The organism is Mesorhizobium sp. W016 (genome assembly GCF_054719485.1).
This window is the reverse complement of record NZ_JBTTIF010000002.1, coordinates 5,129,489-5,147,751: the sequence shown is the minus strand read 5'-3', so window position 1 is coordinate 5,147,751 and position 18,263 is coordinate 5,129,489. Positions and strand designations below refer to the sequence as shown.

Annotated in this window: 11 protein-coding genes; 8 read left to right on the top strand and 3 right to left on the bottom strand. The window is 61.0% G+C overall.

Going from position 1 to position 18,263, the window contains the following annotated elements; genetic code table 11:
• Positions 1-218 precede the first annotated feature (218 nt).
• Positions 219-758, bottom strand: coding sequence for a hypothetical protein (locus ACYG9V_RS25380; RefSeq protein ID WP_352763160.1), 540 nt, complete (start codon positions 756-758; stop codon positions 219-221).
• Between the two features lie 2 nt (positions 759-760).
• Positions 761-7,009: an RHS repeat-associated core domain-containing protein gene (locus tag ACYG9V_RS25375; RefSeq protein ID WP_460222030.1), complete on the bottom strand. Its 6,249-nt coding sequence runs from the start codon at positions 7,007-7,009 to the stop codon at positions 761-763.
• Between the two features lie 193 nt (positions 7,010-7,202).
• Here ACYG9V_RS25375 and ACYG9V_RS25370 point away from each other — a divergent pair, with 193 nt between their 5' ends.
• The 3 genes from ACYG9V_RS25370 (at position 7,203) to ACYG9V_RS25360 (ending at position 9,878) form a co-directional block, all read left to right on the top strand.
• Complete coding sequence (locus ACYG9V_RS25370; protein ID WP_352763155.1) at positions 7,203-7,334, top strand: hypothetical protein; 132 nt, start codon at positions 7,203-7,205, stop codon at positions 7,332-7,334.
• A 108-nt stretch (positions 7,335-7,442) separates the two neighbouring features.
• Positions 7,443-8,972, top strand: coding sequence for an MDR family MFS transporter (locus tag ACYG9V_RS25365; RefSeq protein ID WP_352763153.1), 1,530 nt, complete (start codon positions 7,443-7,445; stop codon positions 8,970-8,972).
• 69 nt (positions 8,973-9,041) lie between these two features.
• Positions 9,042-9,878 carry an amidohydrolase family protein gene (locus tag ACYG9V_RS25360; protein ID WP_352763151.1) on the top strand — a complete coding sequence of 279 codons (837 nt, stop codon included), beginning with the start codon at positions 9,042-9,044 and terminating at the stop codon, positions 9,876-9,878.
• 55 nt (positions 9,879-9,933) lie between these two features.
• Here ACYG9V_RS25360 and ACYG9V_RS25355 read toward each other — a convergent pair whose 3' ends face one another.
• On the bottom strand, positions 9,934-10,719 hold the full coding sequence (locus tag ACYG9V_RS25355; RefSeq protein WP_352763304.1) for an SDR family NAD(P)-dependent oxidoreductase: 786 nt from the start codon (positions 10,717-10,719) through the stop codon (positions 9,934-9,936).
• A gap of 83 nt (positions 10,720-10,802) precedes the next feature.
• Here ACYG9V_RS25355 and uxuA point away from each other — a divergent pair, with 83 nt between their 5' ends.
• The 5 genes from uxuA to ACYG9V_RS25330 all read left to right on the top strand — a co-directional run bounded on the left by uxuA (position 10,803) and on the right by ACYG9V_RS25330 (position 18,142).
• Positions 10,803-11,987: a mannonate dehydratase gene (gene uxuA / locus ACYG9V_RS25350; RefSeq protein WP_352763148.1), complete on the top strand. Its 1,185-nt coding sequence runs from the start codon at positions 10,803-10,805 to the stop codon at positions 11,985-11,987.
• Positions 11,988-12,190: 203 nt separating this feature from the next.
• Positions 12,191-13,480 (top strand): D-arabinono-1,4-lactone oxidase, encoded by a 1,290-nt coding sequence (locus ACYG9V_RS25345; RefSeq protein ID WP_352763146.1) that lies wholly within the window; start codon positions 12,191-12,193, stop codon positions 13,478-13,480.
• Positions 13,477-14,649, top strand: coding sequence for an alanine racemase (locus ACYG9V_RS25340; RefSeq protein WP_352763143.1), 1,173 nt, complete (start codon positions 13,477-13,479; stop codon positions 14,647-14,649). Before ACYG9V_RS25345 ends, ACYG9V_RS25340 begins: the two co-directional genes overlap by 4 nt.
• Before the next feature lie 77 nt (positions 14,650-14,726).
• Positions 14,727-16,439: an aldehyde dehydrogenase family protein gene (locus ACYG9V_RS25335; protein ID WP_023826421.1), complete on the top strand. Its 1,713-nt coding sequence runs from the start codon at positions 14,727-14,729 to the stop codon at positions 16,437-16,439.
• Positions 16,440-16,489: 50 nt separating this feature from the next.
• Positions 16,490-18,142 carry an FAD-binding dehydrogenase gene (locus tag ACYG9V_RS25330; RefSeq protein ID WP_023826422.1) on the top strand — a complete coding sequence of 551 codons (1,653 nt, stop codon included), beginning with the start codon at positions 16,490-16,492 and terminating at the stop codon, positions 18,140-18,142.
• Positions 18,143-18,263 lie beyond the last annotated feature (121 nt).

Sequence of the window (18,263 nt, the reverse complement as noted above, 5' to 3'; positions counted from 1 at the left end):
ATTTGGAGTCTATCCACAGGGTTGGTAGGGGGTGGGGGTTGTCGGGTGTATTGACTCGAGCAAGCAAAGTTTGCGCGGATTTGATCCGCCTTGGGAGTCCCAGACAGAGCACTGCAATCTACCACTTTCTATATAAACGGCGCTCTTAGGTAACAATAGTGCAATAGATCTGCCGAAAACAGACGGGCCTGTCTATTGCATCCTCTGTCCATTTGCTTCTAAAATTTCAAATCGAATTGAGGAGGTGACTGTTCCGCAGTTGTAGTCAATCTCTTGCCCGACTTCAGCATTTGCAGCGCCTCCGTGCCAACCCACCACTCTCGGACCTTCGTAAAGCCTTCCTGCTTCAACGCGGAGTTAAACCATTTCATCAGTTTCTGTGCGGTAGGTGTTTGATGAAGTGTCGACATGCTGCCTGGCAGTAAAGTTCCTGTCTTCCAGATACCTGCTAAAATTAAAGTGGTTGCGTCCTCATTGTCACTATTAAATAAATTCCAAAACTTCTCTCCCTTCTTCGAGACGGAAGCTCGCATATGATTCATGGTGTCCCTATGTGACACCAGGTAGCCCTGCGACATACTGCCTGTCTCATGGGTTGCAATTCCAGGATTCGGGATTTCGGAAGATTCCAGATAGATTGGCCTATTCGGGGTTGAGGCTGTTCCCATCTCGACGAACTTTAGTGGCGTGTTCGATTCGAATCGACGGAGAACCGGCGCGATATCGGAGGGAGTGGCGAAGAAGAGAATTTGCTTCATAGCTAGCGTTTCGGCACGATCAGGAGCTTGTCATTTGGGAAAGCAGCTCTAATGCGAGCTGCCGCCGCCGCTTCACTTGGTGTTGGTGTTACACCATCAGGAAGGGTCGTAACCGTCTGAACTCGCACGGTTCGACCATTCGGTGCCGTAGCGGTGATGTCAACATAAGTTCCTCCGCTTGAGCCAGGTCCAGAGCCTGGAATGTATTCCTCGGAGCCAATGCCGCCGCCTGGCCTCGCTGGGAAGCTATAACTACGCGTACCCATTTCTTGAGATATCGCATAATTCTGCTGCCGGGTAGTCGTGCTGCCCCATCGTCCTCCTGATTCCGTTAGATACCTTTGCGTAAATGGCGAAAGCGCCTCACTGTCTGCGGATGCAGAACTGCCTATCTTTAGGCCTTTAATTGGTATTTTTGATGTCACTAGCCCGGTAAAGAGCTCATAAGTCTGAAACATCATCGATTTTTCGGCGGCGCTGCTTGCATAGTAGTACTCAGGGCGTTTCATTTTTGCCGCTTGTTCAGGGGGAGACCAGCCTCTTCCTTGCGATAAGAAGAGAAAGATATTGGCAAGGGCTTTAGCTGGCCCTGTAATTATAGCCGACGAGCTCCCTGGGGGGAGTTGGACAGGTAAGTGACTTTCTGCAACACCTGCATGCCCATTCTGGTCGCTCTTGTTGACCGGATCATTCTGCGCATAGGCATACCGATTGGTGCCTACACCTTCCTTTGTCGGATCCCAGTCATCCGGTGAGATGAACCTGCCCAGCACTGGATCCATATACCGCGCGTTGAGATACATCAGCCCGGTCTCGGGATCCAAGCGCTCGCCGATGTAGCTCTTCTGCGTCTGGAAGCCTGTGTTCAGCTGCTCGCCATAGGTGGCGTAGTTCGTGGCCTCGACGATAGTACCCGACACGTCGGTGACATTGCGCACCGAGGCAAGGTGCTCGCGGTGCAGGAAGTATTTGGTCGCGTTCACCACCTTGATATCTGGATGGGGATAGCGGGTGTAGATTTCGGCTCCCGGTGAGGCTGGATTGATCTCGACTGAGGCGTCGGGATAGAGCGTGGTGGCAAAGGACGAAGCCTTCTTCACCCGCGCGCCATCAGGGCCATAGGTTAGGTTGACGGTGTTGGAGGCTCGCGTGACCGTCTTCAGCCGGTTTGCTTCATCCCAGGTCAGCGTGCGGCTGCCGTCGGAGGTGAGATTGCCATTGGCGTCATAGGCCATGGCATTGGCGCCGACCGTGATCGGTGCATGCGGACGAGCGGAGCTCGCCGCGGGATAGACATAGGTGCCAGCCACGCGGGTGCGCGAGACCATGTTATCGTTGGCGGAATAGACGAAGGTCTCGTCAAGCGTGTTGTCGCCGAGATTGTCGGATGAGGTCAGGCGGTCGGCATTGTCATAGCCATAAGTCCAGCTGCCCGGGCCCGCAGGGTCGATACCGACGATGTTGGTGATGCGGCCAAGATTGTCGCGCATGTACTGGCGATCCATTAGAACGGTGGCGTCCTTGGCGGTGGTTATCCTTGTCAGCCAGCGCCTAGTCGGCGAATAGCTGAAGGAGGTCTTCACGCCATTGGCATAGGTGATCTCCTTGGTTTGCCCATCGGCCTCATAGAGCGTCGAGGTGATGAAGCCAGGTGCCGAGACCAGCCTGTTGCCGGCGCTGTATTGCAGCGGCGCGGCAGACGTGCCGAAGTCGAGCTGCACCGGCAGATATTGCGTCGCCAGTGTTTGCCCGGAGGCATCGCGAACGCTGGTCGTCACATGCGTCAGCGTGCCGATGGTGACATCCTGACGCGCGACCTTGCCGAAGCCGTCGTACTTGTAGCTCTGCGTGGCTGCTGGATTGGTCGCGGTGGTCAGCTGGCCGATGTTGTAGTAGCCGGCGGCTGCCTGGTCGTAGGTGTTCTGCGTCTGCGTCTGCGTCTGCGTCTGCGTCACCGCACTGCCGCCGGGCGCTGTTGCCGTCTTCAGCGTCAGCCGGTCCATCTGGTCATAGCTGAGCGCCGTGACCGTACCCCTGGCATCGGTCTGGCTGACCAGCCGGTTGGCGGCATCGTAGGTGTAGGACCATGTGCCGAGATCGGGATCCGACGCCGTCAGCCGGTTGCCGGCTAGGTCGTAGGTGTAGGTCCAGCTTGAGCCGCCTGGATCCTTGACACCGATCAGTCGGCTGAGCACATCGTAGATGCGCGTCTCGAAGAGATTCAGGCCGCCATAGTCGCGCAGGATGAGCACGACATCGCCACGGGTGGAGGACCATGTTACGGTCTGTCTCGCCACGGTGTTGCTCACCTGCTCGGTCTTGAACACAGCGGCTAGGGGCGGGTTGGCAAATCCTGTCGTGCTGTCGACAAGGACATAGAAATAGGTGGTCAGACTGGCATCGGCATTGACAGTCGATATCAGGCGGTCGGTCCAGTCATAGGAATTGGTGGTCCATTGTGCGGCCTCGCCGACAAAACGCGGAAAAGCTGTGCGCAACACATTGCCGCGAAGATCGTAGTCGGTCTCGGCGACGCGCCTGGCGCCGGCCGCCGTCTCTCCGGGGGTTTCGACACGATAGACCCGGCCCAGCCCGTCATAGTACGAGCGGGTAAGATCCTCACCGGCGCCATTAGGGAGTGGCGTGTACTTGACTAAAGCCTGTGTTGCCGGATTGCCTTCATTCTCGAAGCGGGTCTTGGCATAGGCGCCGGTGACGCTCTGCGAGAGTTGGTCGAGCCGACAGAACGCATCGTAGGTGAAGGTCTTCGCCAGCCCGTTGGGATCGGTCTTTGTGGCCAGTAGACCGCAGACTGAATTGTAGGTAGCGGTCGAGACAAAGCGCGTGTCGGCCGTCTGTCCGCCGGTGGCGAAATAACGAGGCGCCCGCTCGGTTACGGGATAGAGGTGATAGGTCGCGTCATAATCCCATTCGGTCCTGTGGCCGAGCGCATTGGTGGCGGAGATCTTGTTGCCAAAACTGTCATAGGCAAAGATCTGATAGGAAAATCTCTGCGGGGTCGAATTGATATCGGCAAAGTCGACGGACCAGGTCAGATTGCCCTTGGTCGGCGGCGTCGCGTTGTCGGCATGCTGATTGTCGTAAAACAGCGCCTTGTAGCCGATGAGCGGGAATGTCTCGTCAAAACCCGCCTGCACCGTCTCAAGGCGCGGTAACGATACGATATAGGCGTTGGTATTGGGCGCGAACCATCGCCCCGTTCGGGTCTCGTCGCCGCTGACATCGATGCGCCCATAATCGTCCTGGACGAAGATGTTGTTGTAGGCATCGAAGTAGCGTTGCACCTTGAGGCTGAGCGCAACGTTCTCGATCAGTATCGTGTCGGTCTGCGTGTTTTGCACCGTGTAAGGTTTTGCCGTTGTATTGACGGCATAGGTCTCGGCCACCTGCTTATGCACTGTGCCAGCGCCATCCCTCCACACCGTCAGCGACGGCATGCCATAGCTCGCCAAGTCCTGCCTGTAAGTGGTCTCGATCTTCGATGGCGCCGTCTCGCCATTGGCAAGCGGTCTGGTCTCGACGGTCGAGGCAAAGCCCAGAAACTTGTGCGCCACCGGATCATATTTGCCACCAGCATAGGCGTAGCCACTCATCGCCGTCTGGCCGCGGCCATCGCTGATCGATAGCTTTGTCACTGCATGCGTCACCTGTGGTAGGTAGGTGTTCGCCCATCCGCTCGATGGTGCATATTCAATGGCAACTGTGCCGCCGAGTTCGGTGATGATTTGCCGAAGCAGGTTCGGATTGCCGGCGCCCGCGTTGGACAGAAGAATATTTCGGCTCGCTTTGATCCAATCAGTCAGCCCGTCGCCATTTACGTCGCCAACACCGCCGAGACCACGCTTTGCCAGGTCTTTGGTGTTGACACTTCCCAAATCCAGGGAACCCACCAACCCGAGCGTACTTGTACCCAGCGCGTAAAGCTTGACGCTAGGAAGGCCGACTGCAAATTCGCCACGCCCATCTCCGTCGATATCCGCGAACTCCAGACGATAGGTGCCGGTGTAGGCCAGCTGCGTGCTTAGGACCTGTTTCAGTTGTTGTCCCGTCGAGAGATAGACTGTTGTAGTTGCGATCGAACTTGCCAAGGTCGTTCTGACCAGATCCGTCGCGCCGTCGCCGTTCAGATCGGTGAAGTAGCATCCTGGCTCACCTGCATTTACGCGCTTCGGGCAATCGAGCGCCGAAAAGAGGGAGGTGAATTGCCACGCATTGTTGTGTCGATAGCCGGCGACGATGTTCTGCGAGTTTGCGGAATAGATGGGCTGCTGCTGGCCATTTCCCGCAAGATCGGCGACCCCTATCAGCCGCTTGCCGGACATCTCATAAACTTCGTCGAGACCGTCACCGTTCGTATCTACGACAGTAGGTTCTTCCGGGTCACCCGAAAATTTTGCGCACGCAGCTTGCGATGCAGTGCAGTCCCTTGGTGTTTGAATTAGTGAAGTGGGAATTTCGGAATAGCGTCCGTATGGGTAATAGTGAGTAACATCAACCCATTCTAATTCATATCTCTGTCGACTATAGCATCGATCGGGTTGCGGGTAACAATGTGTAACAGGTGGATTGCCGCTTGAAGTACAAATCGGCGGCACTGGGTCGCATAACGTGTAGGTTACCCAGTGACCTCGTTGTTCTGGTACAGTTTCTGAGCGTCCGCCAACAGCAAAAGTTCTATCAGGCGTTGACCCGAATCTTCCAACATACCCATTTATGTATTTTGATGATGAACCTGAGGCGATTGTGGTGTCTGTTACGGAAATGATCTTCTGGTTTTCACTGCTTGGCCTAGATCTTGTATACAGCTCGTCTTTTCCGTCATTGTTCTGATCTGACGCGATGCCGAGGAGGTCTGAGGTATTTGCAGAATTGCGTTCAACGTAAGAGAGCGATGCATCCTGATACACCATCTGGCCGAGCGACTTCGAGGTGCTACCGGAGATCGTGCCGTCGGCAGCGATGGTCGCGTCGGTACCGAAGCGGGTGACGGCGGTTAGCCGCGAATTGTTGGAGAGCGGCGCCTGGTCGTAGGTCAGGCTGTAAGCGCCGCGCAGCACGTTGCTGGTCCAGACACTGATCGATTTGACGCGTAGGGTCGTCTCGGAGATGTCGCGCCCATTGCCCATCAGGATCGTATCGGGCCGCGTCTCGTAATGAAACCCGATCATCGTTCCATTGTAGGTGATCGTAATGGGATAACAGACGGGGCTGACGCAAGCATAGCTGTAGGCAACGCTGTTGCCGTTGATGTCGGTAACCGAGGTCAAGAGCCAACGATAGTTTTGGGCCAGGTCATAAGCCGGCGTGCCGGCGGTCGGCGTGAGGTTCGCGACCGCCGCCACCGATCGGAAGGTAGAGACAGTGCCGTCGCGATCGGTCACTTTCCATTCATTGGTGGTGCTGTTCAGCGCAATGCGGCGATAGCTCTCATTCTCGGTCGCATGCGTGCCGCCAGTCGAGCAGGATGGCGACACCATGCCGGCCGTGCAGGCCACCATTGCCTCGCCGTCAAGCAGAAAAATGTCATTCGCGTCGTATGCCGGCATGCCATAGCCCGGCGTCGCCCGCTCGATGACGTCGAAACCGTCGAGACCCCAGCCATAACCCAGCCAGCCCTGATAGAGGCCGCCGATCTTGGTTTTGCGCGAGGAATCATAGGTCAGCGCGATCCTCGGCTCAATGCCGTGGAAGTCCGATACATCAATGCCGATGGCATAAGCCAGATTGCCGTTGCCGCCTGCTTTGGGTAGATCCGCCTTCGGTGTGCTGACCGCCTGGGGGTCGTCGCTGCTGTCGGCGTCGGCAGCCGCTGCCGCCATCGCCGCTGCGGGCTCCTCGGGTGCAGCCTCGGTGTCGCTCGTTTTTGCCGCCTTGCCGCCTGTTTTCGTGTCCGCGGCCTTGGCATTGTTTGCCTTGGAGTCTACCGGCTTGGCGCCAACCTCGGCCGCCGCGTCCGGACTGCTGCCTGATGTTCCGGCTGCCGTGCCGTCTGTCGCGCCGGCCGCCGGCGCCGGCTGTGCGGGCGGCGAACCGCTGCCACCAAATGCTGCCCCACCATTGCCGAGACGCCTGGCAGGCACTGCTGCCTCAGGCGAAGCGCCTTGCGCATTCTGCGCAAAGGCTTCTATTCCTGCATTGTTGCTAATATATGAGATGGCAGAGATAAAAGGTATATCCGCGCCAAAGACACCCGCGACAAGAAAAGTCACACCCAAAAGCAGCCGCTTCATGAGTCCCCCCGAGTCAAGTTGCTTGAAGTTACTCCTGCTTGACTTCGAAGATACGACACGATCCGGTCAGAAACCAAATATCCACAGGTTTATTTGCGATTTAGTAGAGCATTGCAGAAGAGGCAAGCCAGGAGGGGCGAAGCTCTGACTCTGGCCTCCAGACGCCCTTCCGCAGCATCTGCGCAATGGCTGTGTGGAGAGCCACAATCTGACGACGCTGGCGCTCGATCACACTGCCTTCATTGACAGCATCGTCTACCTGATTGCACGCGACCCCGCGGAACTGGTCGCGACGACCATCATCCACGGCTGCACGGTCCGCTAAGGCTCTTCCCGTTAGCCGGACGGAATGCCTCCAGGCATGGCGTTTTCGCCTATTTGACACCTCCTGGTTGTGGGCACATAAATCGCGCCCCAAGTTACGGAGACACCGATGACTGTCGAGCAGACGCTGCCGGACGCGCGGCCCGTTGAGGCCCAAGTCAGGCCCGATCTGACGACATTGATCGTCTATTTCGGCGCGCTGATCGCCATGTTCATGGCCACCATCGACATGCAGATCGTCGTCACCGCCTTGCCTACCATTGCGGGCGAACTCGGCAATCTGCATCTGTTCGGCTGGGTCGGTGCCGCCTACCTGCTCTCGACCGCCGCGGTCTCGCCATTCTACGGCAAGCTTGGCGACATGTATGGCCGCAAGAATGTCGTGCTGACGGCGATCGGCCTGTTCCTGCTGGGCTCGCTGGTCTGCGGCATGGCATGGTCGATGGAGAGCTTGATCGCCGCGCGCGTGCTGCAGGGTATCGGCGGGGGTGGGTTGATGGTTTCGGCCTTCGCCATGATCGGCGAACTGTTTTCGCCGCGCGACCGCGCCAAATATCAGGGCTACAGTTCGGCGGTGTTCGCGCTGTCATCAGTGCTCGGCCCGTTGGCCGGCGGCTACATCACCAGCCTGTTCGGCTGGCGCTGGGTGTTCCTGGTCAATCTGCCGATAGGGATCATCGTGCTGGCTGTGCTGGCCTTCGCCATGCGCAGCCGGTTCAACGAAAAACGGCACCGCATCGACTATCTCGGCGGCGCGCTGCTCGCCACCGGCACGACGGCGATTGTTTATTGGGGCTACCACGTGCTCGACCCCAGCGGACCGGACCTCATCACCTTCGCGCTGCCGCTGCTGGCACTGGTCGCCATCACCTTGTTCGCCATGGTCGAGCGGCGGGCCGAAGAGCCGATCGTCCCTCTGCGGCTGTTCGGCAATTCGACGGTCAGCATCGTCTCGGGCGTGTCGCTGGTCGCCGGAACGGTGACGCTGGGCATGTTCTTCTATTTTGCCCTCTACATGCAGACGCTGACGGGCCTGAGCCCGGCCGAGGTAGGCTTCCTGTTCCTGCCGGCGTCGCTCACTTCCATGGTCATCTCGATCGTCGCCGGGCGGGTGATCGCGGCAACCGGACGCTACAAATGGATGCCGGTGGTCGCCATGGCTATTGGCGGGTTTCTGATGCTGGGCTTCGTCCTCACCAACCAGCATACGCCGATCTGGGTATTGGCGACGATGATGGCAGTGTTCGGCATCAGCATGGGCCTGCAGTTCCAGGTGCTGATCGTGGCGATCCAGGCGGCAGCACCGCTGCAGGATATCGGCGCGGTGACGTCGCTGATCACCCAGGCGCGGACGCTCGGAGCATCGCTGGGTCTGGCGCTGAACGGCGCGGTGATGATCTGGGCGCTGAACCGACAGACAGCCGAGCTTCCTGCAGACGCCGCCGCCCTGCTGCCGGGTGGCCTGAACGGGTTGACGCCGCACCTCGCATCGAGCCTGCCGGGCGCGATCCGCGAAGTGGTGCTCGACCATTACTCCAGTGGCTTCAACGTGATGTTCATCTGGGTGGCGGCGCTCTATTTCGTCGCCATGGGGCTGACGCTGCTGCTCGAGGACAAAGAGATCCCGAAGCGGGCCTGAGCCAAAGCTTGTGTCATGCGCTGGGTTTAGGCATTTGGCGATGATCTGAAATCACCCAGGGGGACAGCCATGATCATCGACACTCATCTGCACCTGATCGACCTGTCGGCGCTGCGCTATCCCTGGCTCAGCCGCGAGCCGGCGCTCAACCGCGATTTCCCGCACGCAGAATATGCGATCCAGGCCCGCCGGGCCGGTATCGAGGCCGCGCTGCATATGGAGGTCGACGTCGATGAAGCCGACATCCAGGCCGAGACCAGCCATGTGAAGGCGCAGTCGCTGGAGAAGGGCAGTCTGTTGCGCGGGGCGATCGCCTCCTGCCGCCCGGAGGAGGCCGGTTTCGCCGCCTATCTCGAGCGCCAGCAGGCCGATCCCTTCGTCAAGGGGTTCCGTCGCGTGCTGCACGTCATGCCGGACGAGCTTTCGGACAGCGCGCTGTTTCGCGAAAACATCAAGCGGCTTGCCGGCACCGGCCTGACCTTCGACCTCGTCGTCCTGCCGCATCAGATTCCAAGGGCGGTTGCGCTCGCCGATCTGGCGCCGGATGTGCAGTTCGTGCTCGACCATTGCGGCGTGCCCGACATCAAGGCCAGTGCGGAACATCCGTGGCGCGAGCATATGACCGAGATCGCGCGGCGTCCCAATGTCATCGGCAAGATCTCCGGTGTCGTCGCCTATGCCGATGCCGGCTCATGGACCGTCGAGACCTTGCGCCCCTATGTCGAGCACACGATCGGCATTTTCGGCTGGGACCGCGTCGTGTGGGGCAGCGACTGGCCGGTGTGCACGCTTGGCAGTGGCCTTGCGACCTGGGTGGCGGCGACGCATGCGTTGATTGCGGGAGCCAGTCCCGACGAACGGGCGAAGCTGCTTTCGGGCAATGCCAAGCGGATATGGAGGCTCTAGAGGCGGTGGACAGCGCTCGAGATCGCCGGCGAATGGGCAGAGCACGATCAGTGCTCTATCTGACGCCAATACCTGCCGTCAGGCCGCCATCGATCCTGTAGTCCGCGCCGGTGCAGAAGCCGGCCTTCGACGAGCACAGGAAGGCGATGAGTTCCGCCACTTCCTCCGGTTCGCCGATACGGCCGAGCGGATGCGCCGCGCCGAAGCGCTTGTAGGCCTCTTCGACATCGGCATCGCTGCCGCCGTCACCGCGCGCAGCCTTCTCCAGGATCGGCGTGCGGATCGAGCCGGGGCTGACCGAATTCACCCGAATGCCTGCCGCCGCGTAGTCGAGCGCCAGCGAGCGCGTCAGCGTGTGGATGGCCCCTTTGGTCGTGGCATAGGCGGCGACGTTCTGCTGGCAGGCAAAGCCCTGCACCGATGCGACATTGACGATGGCGCCGCCTCCGCGCTTGATCATTTCGGGGATGCCGAAATGCGCGGTCAGGTAGATCGAGCCGACATTGACCGTCATCGTTCGGTTCCAGGTTTCCCAGTCGGTCGTCGTCGCCGTGCCATAGGGATGGACGGCGGCTGAATTGACGATGACATCAAGGCCGCCGAACCTTGCGACGCCAGCCGCCACCGCGTCGCGCACCTGGTCGGAGATGGACACATCGGTTTCGATGACCAGCACCGCAGCTCCAGCGCTTTCCAGTTGCGCTTTCATCGCCGCATTGGCGCTGCGGTCGATGCCGCAGGCGATGATTGCGGCGCCACCGGCCGCAAGGCGTCTGGCGGTTGCCAGGCCAATGCCGGTCGTCCCCGTCACCAGGGCGACCTTGCCGTCGAAATCCATCATTTCTAAAAACTCTTCCATTTTCTATCGACTCCCATCGAGGTCCAACAATAAGTTGCCAACCTCTCGCAGAAGGAAAGCCGAAAATGGAACAATGCTGGCGCTGGTATGGGCCCGATGATCCGGTGACGCTCGATCATGTCAAGCAGGCGGGCGCCACCGGCGTGGTCTCGGCGCTCCACCATATCTATGACGGCCGGACGTGGCCTGAGGCCGAAGTGCTGGAGCGCAAGCGCATTATCCAGGAAGCAGGACTGACCTGGTCGGTCGTCGAGAGCATTCCGGTCCACAATTCCTTCAAGATCGGCGCGCAGGAACGCGAGCGCTATGCCGGCTATTACCGCGATTCGATCCGCGCGCTGGCCAAGGCCGGCATCGCCACGATCTGCTACAATTTCATGCCGGTGGTGGACTGGACCCGCACCGATCTAGCCTACCGTCTGCCGACGACAGGCTACGCCCTGCGTTTTGATGCCGTTGATTTCGCCGCCTACGATCTGTTCGTGCTGAAGCGCAAGAACGGAGCTGACAGCTACACGCCGGCGCGTATTGCGCAGGCGGAAGCGCGGCTGAAGGAATTGCCGCCCGAGAAGATCGACCAGATCGAGCGCAATCTGATCGCCGGCCTGCCGGCTACAGAGCGCAAGTATGACCGCGACAGTTTTCGCGAGGCGCTTGCGGACTATGACGGGATCGGGCCGAAGGAGTTGCGCGACAACCTCGCGTGGTTCCTGCGCGAGATTATTCCGGTGGCGGAAGAGGAGGGGGTGCGCATGTGTATCCACCCCGACGATCCGCCGTTTTCGCTCTACGGCCTGCCGCGCGTCGTTTCGACCGCCGAGGATGCGCGTTTCATTCTCAATGCCGTCGACAGCCAGGCCAATGGGCTGACGTTCTGCACCGGGTCCTACGGCACGCGCGCCGACAACGACATCGTCGCCATGGTCAAGGAATTCGCCGACCGCATCCACTTCGCCCATCTGCGCAACATCACCATCGAGGATGACGGCTCGTTCTACGAGGCCGAGCATCTCGAGGGCGGCACCGACATGGCGCACGTCATTCTGGTGCTGATGCAGGAAGAGAAACGCCGCCACAGAGAAGGCCGCGCCGACTGGCAAATCCCGATGCGGCCGGACCATGGCCACCTGCTCGCCGACGATATCGGCAAGACAAGGATCAATCCCGGCTACTCGCTGATCGGCCGCCTGAAGGGCCTGGCCGAATTGCGCGGCATCATGCGGGCCGTGGAAACGTTTGGGCTGGCTTGAAGGGGCAACGAACTGCGTTCAATGCCGACGCCGGCTCAGCGTGCGTCGCTGTAGATCCATGCGGCCGGCGCGGACGCAAGACACCTCCGATTGCCAGGTTGACAGAAAGCTGACAATGTATCATATCCGGAAAAGCTGACTATGTATCATATTATCTAGCGCTAGGAGAAAGACCGGCAAAGCCGGCGCCCCAGGGAGGGATCGTGGGAGAGGCTATCAGCCAGTGGAGCAATTGGTCGGGCTATGTCACGGCCACGCCGCAGGCTTTTGCCGAACCGCAGAGTCTCGATGAGCTGAGTGGTGCCATTCGCAACTCGCCGGGACCAGTTCGATTTGTCGGCACGGGCCATTCCTTTACGCCGCTGGTCAAGAATGACGGCACCATCCTGTCGCTCGACCGCTTCGAGGGCCTGAGGTCGCACGATCCCGAAAAACTGACGGCGCGGGTCGGCGCCGGCACCAAGATCGGCGCGCTGGCAAAGCTGTTGCACGGCGTCGGCCAGGCGCTGCCGAACATGGGCGACATCGACAAGCAGGCGTTCGGCGGGGCGCTCGGCACCGCCACGCACGGCTCGGGCATCACACTTGGCGCGTACCACACCCAGCTCGAGGCGATGCAGATCGTCGACGGGCGTGGCGCGCTGAAAGAGTTCGACCGTGCCAAGAGCCCCGACATGATCGAAGCCATGGGCGCTTCGCTCGGCGCTTTCGGCGCCGTCACCGAAGTGACGATCCGCAACGTGGCGAGCTACCGGATGCGGCACCGCCGCTGGACGGCGCCGATCGCCGATGTGCTTGCGCAATTCGAAAGCACCATGACGGCGCATCGTTCGGCCGAGTTCTACTACGTGCCGTTTTCGGGCCAGGCGCTGCTGATTGCCAGCGACATCACCGAGGCGCCGGCGACGGTGCGTCCGCCGACGGAAGACGACGATGCGGTGACGACGCTGAGAAAACTGCGCGACTATCTCAGCTGGCTCCCTTGGCTGCGCCGCCGTCTCATCGGCTCGGCCTTCGCCAAGGTGCCGGCCGAGGATTATGTCGAGGAGTGGCTGAAGGTCTTCACCTCCGAGCGCAACGTCAAGTTCAACGAGATGGAATACCACCTGCCGTTCGAGGAAGGGGCGGCCGCACTCAGCGAAATCATTGCGCTGCTCGAGACGCGGTTTCCAGAGGTCTATTTTCCGATGGAGGTGCGCGTCGTGGCGCCCGACAATGTCTGGCTCAGCCCCTTCTACAAGCGCCCAACCTGTTCCATCGCCATCCATCACGGCGTCGAGCGCGATCCGATGGCGTTCTTCAACGCCGCCGAGCCGATCTTCAGGAAGCGCGGCGGCCGCCCGCATTGGGGCAAGATGCACAGCCTGACATCAAGGGAATTGAGCGCGCTCTATCCGCGCTGGAACGATGCGATGGCGGTCCGCCGCGAGATGGACCCGGACAACCGCTTCGTGTCGCCCTATATTGCCAGGCTGCTCGGCGTCGCGGCATGAGCCTGACCGACACCTATTTCGCGGAAATGTCGGGCGCGCTCAGGGCAGCCGGGATCTTTCAGCCTTGCCTGGTGCTCGATCTCGACCGGCTCGATCACAACATCGCTGCGATCAAGGCGAAGTTCGCCACGGGCCTCGATCTGCGCCTCGTCGACAAGTCGCTGCCATGCCTGCCGCTGATCGACTATATCCGCGCGGCGTTTGCGACCGACAGGCTGATGACCTTTCATCTGCCGATCAGCGCCGAGATGCTGAAAGTGTTTCCCCAAGTCGATCTCCTGTTGGGCAAGCCGATGCCGGTTGCCGGCGCCAGGCACGCGCTGACGAAGGGCGTTCTCGCCGGGCTCGGCGAAGCTACGTCGCGCATCGTCTGGCTGATCGATACCGAGGAGCGGCTGGCCGCCTATGGCTCGCTTGCCGCCGAGCTCGACCGCGAGCTGCGCGTCTGCTTCGAGGTCGATGTCGGCCTTCATCGCGGCGGTATCATCGATCCCGACTCACTGGCCCGGGCAGTTTCCGCGTTGGCGAATTACCCGCGGCTGAAATGCGAAGGCGTCATGGCCTACGAGGCGCATATCGGCCATATCCCAAAACTGCTGGGAGGACCGGCCAAGGCGCGCGTCAAGGCGATCAGCCTGTTTCGCCAGTATGTCGCTTGCCTTGCCGCCGACCAGCGCAAGATCCTCAATCTTGGCGGCAGCAGCACCGCATTGCTCTATGACAGCTGGGTCGGCGCCAATGAATTGTCCATCGGATCGGCTTTTATGCTGCCGACCGATTTCGATGTGCCGAGCCTCAGCCAATTGCGGTCTGCCGCATTCATCGCGACGCCGATCCTGAAAGTGGTCGATGTCCAGGCGCCGGGCCTCGACCAGCGCTCCTGGCTGCTGCAGAAGCTCGGGCTGTTGCCGCGGCGCGGCTGTTTTCTCTATGGCGGAAAATGGATGGCGAAGCCCGTCCATCCCGTGGGGATGAAGACCGACAAGACGTTCGGCTTTTCGACCAATCAGCAATTCATGGCGCTGCCCGACAACGTCAATGTCGGGCCTGACGACTACGCCTTCCTGCGTCCGACGCAGAGCGAATTCGTGCTACAGCAGTTCGGTTCGATCCAGGTCTATTCCGGCGGGAAATTCGTCGAGCAATGGGCCGCACTGCCGTTTTCGTAGAGCAATTCCAGGAAAAGTGTGAAGCGGTTCCGTCCGGAGTTGCGTCAAACAAAGAGACCGAAGTGGAGGAGGATAGGATGGTCGCCAAGGCAGTCAAAACTCAGCCCGTGCAGCCTGAATGGGCAGCCGAACTCGACCTCGCCCTCACCGATCTCGACGCCAGGAAGGACGACTGGGCGCAGACCTCGAATGGCGAGCGGATCGCCTTGCTGCGGCAGGTCAAGGATCACATCCGCGAGGTCGCCGAGGCGTGGGTCAAAACCGCGACGCGCAAGAAGGGCATCCCGACCGGCTCGCCGCTGGAAGGCGAAGAATGGCTGGCTGGCCCGGCGGCGCTGATGGATGGCTGCAACCAGTTCATCCACACGCTCAGCCTGATGGAGGGCAAGAAGTTTCTCGACAGACTGCCGGTCCGCACCTTGCCTAGCGGACAGGTGGCGGTAACGGTGGTTCCGAATTCGCTCTGGGACAAGGTGTTGTTCACCGGGCTGAAGGCCGAGATCTGGATGCAGCCCGGCGTGACCAAGGCGAACCTCGCCGCAAACACCGCATCGGCCTATGACGCGCCGCGCACCAGCCGCAAGGGCAAGATCGGCCTCGTGCTCGGCGCCGGCAATGTCGCCTCGATCGCGCCGCTCGACTGCCTGCACAAGCTTTTGGTCGAGCACCAGGTGGTTCTGCTCAAGATGAACCCGGTCAACGACTATCTGATCGATTTCCTGCGGCCGGCGCTGCGGCCGCTGATCGAATTCGGAGCGCTGCGCATCGTGCGCGGTGGCGCCGATGTCGGCGCGTATCTGTGCAACCACGATCTCGTCGACGACATCCACATCACCGGTGCCGCCGCCTCGCATGACGCGATCGTCTGGGGGCCTGGCGAGGAGGGCCGCAAGAACAAGGCGGCGGGCACGCCGCGCAACAGCCGGCGTATCACCTCGGAGCTTGGCGGCGTGGCACCCACCATCGTGGTGCCCGGTCCGTGGTCGGATGCCGATATCACCTACCACGCCGAACTGATCGCTACCCAAAAGCTCAACAATTCCGGTTTCAACTGCATCGCCTGCCAAATGCTCGTGTTGCCCGAAGGCTGGGGCAAATCCGATGCGCTTTTGGCAGCACTCGAAAAGGTGATGCAGAAAGCCCCGTCGCGCCCGGCCTATTATCCCGGCGCGACCGAGCGCCTCGCCGCCTTCGAGGCGCACGCCGACACGGCACAAAAATTCGAGCGGCCTGGCGGGCCCGCCTGCGTTGTGGTGCCGTTCCGGCCGGGCACGGACGCCTATCTCGAAAATGCCGAGGTGTTCGCGCCGGCGCTCAGCGTCATGCGGCTGCCGGCGGGCAATGCGGAATCCTATCTGCGCGCCGCTGTCGCCTACGCCAATGAAAAGCTGCACGGCACGCTTGCCGCCAACATCCTCATCCATCCCAGGACGATCGCCGAGATCGGCCGGCAGCGCTTCGAGGAAATCATTGCCGAACTGCGCTATGGCGGCATCGGCATCAATTCCTGGAGCGGCGTTCTGTTCGCGCTGCTGCGCCCGACCTGGGGTGCTTTCCCTGGCCACACGCTCGACGATGTGCAGAGCGGCATCGGCGTCGTCCACAACACCTATTTGTTCGACAGACCGGAGCGCAGCGTGCTCGAAGCGCCGTTCCGCATCATGCCGAAGCCGGCCTGGTTCCTGACCCACAAAAGGGCACACATGGTCGGCCGCCTGATCACCGAGTTCAACTACCGGCCGAGCTTCCTGAAGCTGCCGCGCATCATCTGGAACGCGCTGCGCGGCTAGCAACGAGCATCCGATGTCAAAAACAACAAGCCGGGACAGGAGTTACGACAATGGCTGACACGGATGCAATCATCGTCGGCGGCGGGCTGGCCGGCCTGGCCGCAGCCGCGGAACTCGGCGATGCCGGAAAGCGCGTGATCATCGTCGAGCAAGAGGGTGGCGGTTTTCTCGGCGGCCAGGCATTCTGGTCGCTCGGCGGCCTGTTTTTGGTCAACACGCCCGAGCAGCGCCGCCTGCGCATCAAGGACAGCCGCGACCTCGCCTGGCAGGATTGGCTGGGTTCTGCCCAGTTCGACCGGCCCGAGGACCATTGGCCAAGGAAAGTGGCGGAAGCCTATGTCGATTTCGCCGCCGGCGAGATGCGGCCGTGGCTCTACGCCATGGGCATGCGCTGGTGGCCGGTGGTCGGCTGGGCCGAGCGCGGCGGCGCGCTGGCCAATGGCCACGGCAATTCAGTGCCGCGCTTCCACCTGACATGGGGCACTGGGCCGGGCGTGGTCGCGCCGTTCGAAAGGCGCGTGCGCGAGCACGTCGCCAAAGGGCTGATCACTTTGAAATTCCGTCATCAGGTCAGCCGGCTGATCAAGACCAACGGCGCGGTCACCGGCGTCGCGGGCGAAATCCTGGAGGCATCCGATGTCGAGCGCGGCAAGCAGTCGAGCCGCACGGCCGTCGGCGATTTCGACCTTTCGGCCGGTGTCGTGATCGTCACCTCGGGCGGCATCGGCGGCAATCATGAGTTGGTTCGCAAGGTTTGGCCGGTCGGGCGGCTGGGGCCAGCGCCGAAGCGTATGGTTGCCGGCGTGCCGCACCATGTCGACGGCCGCATGGTGGCGATCACCCAGGACGCCGGCGGGGCCGTCATCAACGCCGACCGCATGTGGCACTATGTCGAGGGGATCAAGAACTGGAATCCGATCTGGCCGAACCACGGCATCCGCATCCTGTCGGCGCCGTCGCCGCTATGGTTCGATGCTCTGGGACAACGCATGGAGGCGCCGTTCTTCCCGAGCTTCGATTCGCTCGGCACCTTGAAGCGTATCCTGTCGACGGGACACGATTATTCCTGGTTCGTGCTGAGCAAGACGATCGCTTCGAAGGAGTTCGTGCTGTCGGGTTCGGAGCAAAACCTAGACTTTACGGCCAAGGATTGGCGGGCCGTGCTGAAGAACCGGCGCGGCGGCAAGGCGCCACCATCGGTGGCAGCGTTCCTGGAAAAGGGCGAGGACTTCGTCGTCCGCGACAACCTGGCCGACTTGGTCGCCGGCATGAACGCGCTGTCAGGCGACAATCTGCTCGACTACGACCGGCTCAAGGCGCAGATCGTGGCGCGCGATCGCGAGGTCGACCATGCCTATACCAAGGATGCGCAGGTCACAGCCGTCCGCGGCGCCCGCAACTACATTGGCGACAAGATCTTCCGGGTGACCAAGCCGCACAAGATACTCGATCCCAGGCACGGGCCGCTGATCGCGGTGCGCCTCAACATCCTGACGCGCAAAACGCTTGGCGGCCTGCACACCAATCTCAATTCGCAGGTTCTCGACGGCAATGGCGAACCCATTGCCGGGCTCTATGCGGCAGGCGAGGTGGCCGGCGGCGGTGGCGGCGGCTATCACGGCTACAATGCGCTGGAAGGGACATTTCTCGGCAGCTGCATCTTCTCCGGCAGGAACGCAGGCCGGCACGCCGCGGGCAGGTGACGCGGCTGGCGGGCCAAGAAAAGGTCGATGAGAACAGGACATCCGCCATGTTCCATGGATAGCGACTGCTTTCGATCGCTTGCGGCAACCCAGGCGGTCAGCGAGTTGCGGCTTGCCGGCG

What these genes read in the sequence shown, in the direction of transcription:
- ACYG9V_RS25380 (WP_352763160.1), bottom strand. Translation starts at nt 758, where the DNA reads ATGAAGCAAATTCTCTTCTTCGCCACTCCCTCCGATATCGCGCCGGTT.
- ACYG9V_RS25375 (WP_460222030.1), bottom strand. Translation starts at nt 7,009, where the DNA reads ATGAAGCGGCTGCTTTTGGGTGTGACTTTTCTTGTCGCGGGTGTCTTT.
- ACYG9V_RS25365 (WP_352763153.1), top strand. Translation starts at nt 7,443, where the DNA reads ATGACTGTCGAGCAGACGCTGCCGGACGCGCGGCCCGTTGAGGCCCAA.
- ACYG9V_RS25360 (WP_352763151.1), top strand. Translation starts at nt 9,042, where the DNA reads ATGATCATCGACACTCATCTGCACCTGATCGACCTGTCGGCGCTGCGC.
- ACYG9V_RS25355 (WP_352763304.1), bottom strand. Translation starts at nt 10,719, where the DNA reads ATGATGGATTTCGACGGCAAGGTCGCCCTGGTGACGGGGACGACCGGC.
- uxuA (WP_352763148.1), top strand. Translation starts at nt 10,803, where the DNA reads ATGGAACAATGCTGGCGCTGGTATGGGCCCGATGATCCGGTGACGCTC.
- ACYG9V_RS25340 (WP_352763143.1), top strand. Translation starts at nt 13,477, where the DNA reads ATGAGCCTGACCGACACCTATTTCGCGGAAATGTCGGGCGCGCTCAGG.
- ACYG9V_RS25335 (WP_023826421.1), top strand. Translation starts at nt 14,727, where the DNA reads ATGGTCGCCAAGGCAGTCAAAACTCAGCCCGTGCAGCCTGAATGGGCA.
- ACYG9V_RS25330 (WP_023826422.1), top strand. Translation starts at nt 16,490, where the DNA reads ATGGCTGACACGGATGCAATCATCGTCGGCGGCGGGCTGGCCGGCCTG.